Annotated in this window: 1 protein-coding gene and 8 tRNA genes; 4 read left to right on the plus strand and 5 right to left on the minus strand. The window is 44.6% G+C overall.

Going from position 1 to position 3,120, the window contains the following annotated elements:
* Nucleotides 1-9 precede the first annotated feature (9 nt).
* The 5 genes from L2717_RS17930 to gltX form a co-directional block, all read right to left on the minus strand.
* Nucleotides 10-85 (minus strand) — tRNA-Glu (locus tag L2717_RS17930).
* A 132-nt stretch (nt 86-217) separates the two neighbouring features.
* A tRNA-Ala gene (locus L2717_RS17935) sits at nt 218-293 on the minus strand.
* A gap of 103 nt (nt 294-396) precedes the next feature.
* Nucleotides 397-472, minus strand: a tRNA-Glu gene (locus L2717_RS17940).
* Nucleotides 473-602: 130 nt separating this feature from the next.
* A tRNA-Ala gene (locus tag L2717_RS17945) sits at nt 603-678 on the minus strand.
* Between the two features lie 105 nt (nt 679-783).
* Nucleotides 784-2,193 (minus strand): glutamate--tRNA ligase, encoded by a 1,410-nt coding sequence (gene gltX, locus L2717_RS17950; RefSeq protein WP_220774822.1) that lies wholly within the window; start codon nt 2,191-2,193, stop codon nt 784-786.
* A 480-nt stretch (nt 2,194-2,673) separates the two neighbouring features.
* Here gltX and L2717_RS17955 point away from each other — a divergent pair.
* From L2717_RS17955 to L2717_RS17970, 4 genes are all read left to right on the plus strand, one after another.
* Nucleotides 2,674-2,749: transfer RNA gene (locus L2717_RS17955), tRNA-Val, on the plus strand.
* Nucleotides 2,750-2,795: 46 nt separating this feature from the next.
* Nucleotides 2,796-2,871 (plus strand) — tRNA-Val (locus tag L2717_RS17960).
* A 38-nt stretch (nt 2,872-2,909) separates the two neighbouring features.
* Nucleotides 2,910-2,985: transfer RNA gene (locus L2717_RS17965), tRNA-Val, on the plus strand.
* A gap of 48 nt (nt 2,986-3,033) precedes the next feature.
* Nucleotides 3,034-3,109: transfer RNA gene (locus L2717_RS17970), tRNA-Val, on the plus strand.
* Nucleotides 3,110-3,120: the final 11 nt, after the last annotated feature.

A 3,120-nucleotide genomic window follows, 5' to 3' on the forward strand; every position in this document is an offset into this window, starting at 1 on the left:
AAAAATAGATGGTATCCCCTAGGGGATTCGAACCCCTGTTACCGCCGTGAAAGGGCGGTGTCCTAGGCCTCTAGACGAAGGGGACCCGGACATATTAATTTGAACCTAACGTTCCCGTTTAACATCTACGGTCTCATATGCACCCACTTCTAAAGAAATAAAAGTGCCATTTGTGTATTAATTTAAACTTTCGTTTCAGCTTAATAAGACTGTAAATTGGTGGAGCTACACGGGATCGAACCGTGGACCTCTTGCATGCCATGCAAGCGCTCTCCCAGCTGAGCTATAGCCCCAAATCTTTGTCAACACACTAAGCTTTATCGGCCTGTACATCAGCAGAAATTTAGATTTTGTTCTTATCAAACAACACGTTGTCATTTGCTAGGAACCAATATTTGGTATCCCCTAGGGGATTCGAACCCCTGTTACCGCCGTGAAAGGGCGGTGTCCTAGGCCTCTAGACGAAGGGGACCCGGACATATTAATTTGAACTTAACGTTCCCGTTTAACATCTACGGTGTCCTAGGCACTCTCATCTAAAAAACGAAGGGCCGGACATATTAATTTGAACTCATGTTCCTGCTTAACATCTGCAGTAAGTTTGGTGGAGCTACACGGGATCGAACCGTGGACCTCTTGCATGCCATGCAAGCGCTCTCCCAGCTGAGCTATAACCCCAAACTTATCTAACGACATTTAAGTGCACTGCAAGCATTAGCTCGACTGTGTCTCAACTGCGTGGCGCATTCTATGCAGCGCACCTAAAAGTGTCAACTCGTTTTTTTAGGAATTTATTCTATCTGCTACAAATTCAATCGCTTTGGATATTCTTTGCTCAGAACGGCTTCTTCCAATTAAAAATAGCGTGATATCTAAGCCTGGAGACTGCCCTGCCCCTGTTACTGCAACGCGTAAAGGCATACCAACCTTACCCATACCCACATCTAATTCAGTTGCAGTATCTTCAATTGCCTGATGAATAGCTTCGGCCGTCCACTCTGTTAATGCAGTTAATTTTTGTTGCACCAGTTGCAATGGCTCTAACGCAACACCGCGTAAATGCTTTTTCGCCTGGGCTTCATCAAACTCAGCAAAGTCTTCATAGAAATAGCGACTAGATGCTGCTAATTCTTTTAGTGTTTTTGCGCGTTCAGCTAATGCAGTGACCACTTCAGCTAATGCAGGACCATTTGACAGATCAATTTTTTGATCGTCCATATGCCATTGTAAGTGTGTTGCCACATATTCTGGCGCCAGGCTCTTTATATAGTGTTGGTTGAGCCACACCAGCTTATCGGTATTAAAGGCAGAAGCGGCTTTGTTGATATCGCCCAATTTAAAATATTGCTTCATTTCTTCTAATGAGAATATTTCTTGGTCACCATGTGACCAACCTAAACGCACTAGGTAATTCAACAGTGCTTCAGGTAAATAACCATCGTCACGATATTGCATTACGCTCACAGCGCCATGACGTTTAGATAATTTAGCGCCGTCATCACCTAAAATCATCGATACGTGTGCATATTCTGGGATCGGCGCCCCTAATGCTTTAAGAATATTTATTTGACGCGGCGTATTGTTGATATGATCTTCACCACGGACCACACAAGTGATCCCCATATCCCAATCGTCAACCACTACACAGAAGTTATAAGTTGGCACACCGTCAGTACGGGCGATGATCAAGTCATCTAATGCATCATTTGAAAATTCAATACGGCCACGTACATGGTCGTCAAATACCACTGAGCCACCAATAGGGTTTTTAAAGCGCACCACAAATGGTTCATCGGTGTCACGGGCAGGTAAATCACGGCAGCAACCATCGTATTTTTGCGCTTCACCGTTCGCCGCTTGTGTTTCTCTTAAGACATCAATGCGCTCACGTGAGCAATAGCATTTATAGGCAGTGCCCTTTTCTAACATTTGCGCAATAATTTCGTTATAACGATCAAAACGCTTAGTTTGGTAGTACGGCCCCTCGTCCCAAGTCAAACCTAACCAGTTCATACCTTCTAAAATCGCATCACAGGCAGCTTGAGTCGAACGTTCAATATCAGTGTCTTCAATACGCAGTACAAACTCACCGTTATTTGCACGAGCTTGTAACCAAGAATAAAGTGCAGTACGGGCACCACCAACATGCAAGAAACCTGTAGGACTAGGGGCAAAACGCGTCTTAGTTGTCATAATGGGACACTAACCTATATAAAGTCGTCTAGATAAAGACAATCACGTAAAAAAGTGGGCTTATTCTAACAGCCAAAGCGAGTGCTGCAAATGGGACAAGTAGGGTCTGTTCACTTATCGCATTAAAATCACTGCTCTACATGTTAAATAATCCTGTTGGTGTAGAATTGGCCGTAAAAAAGTCTTAGCTACCTGCCTCAGAAGACATCTAAAAAAGCTGTTCCAGTCCAGCATCGACTTAAACCTCTAATTTAAGTCAGCTTTGAAGGTTTAGATACCGTCCTTAGACAGCGTCACGATTCTATCGAGCCACACAGCCCCCCAATTAAGCATCAATAATTGACTAATTAACTAACACTTTGATCCGCAGGATGAATAGCATTAAGTCAATACGAACAAAAATAACGCGACCAATGTTTTTTTCACTAAAAAGCGTTGACACTCGATCGAACCTCCCTATAATACGGCTCCACACAGCGAGGTCGATTAGCTCAGCTGGGAGAGCACCTCCCTTACAAGGAGGGGGTCACTGGTTCGAGCCCAGTATCGACCACCATATTTTTTGCAAATAATTTATGGCTGTACAAAATAGTTATATCCCAGGTCGCTTAGCTCAGCTGGGAGAGCACCTCCCTTACAAGGAGGGGGTCACTGGTTCGAGCCCAGTAGCGACCACCATATAACTTGATGTACAAAAATGTGTGTAGTCATTCCCAGGTCGCTTAGCTCAGCTGGGAGAGCACCTCCCTTACAAGGAGGGGGTCACTGGTTCGAGCCCAGTAGCGACCACCATTCTTTAGTGAATAATGACTTTCGATTTATCTAGTATCAGAATTCCCAGGTCGCTTAGCTCAGCTGGGAGAGCACCTCCCTTACAAGGAGGGGGTCACTGGTTCGAGCCCAGTAGCGACCACCATAATTCTGCAA

Origin of the sequence: Shewanella glacialipiscicola (assembly GCF_023283485.1) — a bacterium.
Classification (GTDB): Bacteria; Pseudomonadota; Gammaproteobacteria; order Enterobacterales; family Shewanellaceae; genus Shewanella; species Shewanella glacialipiscicola.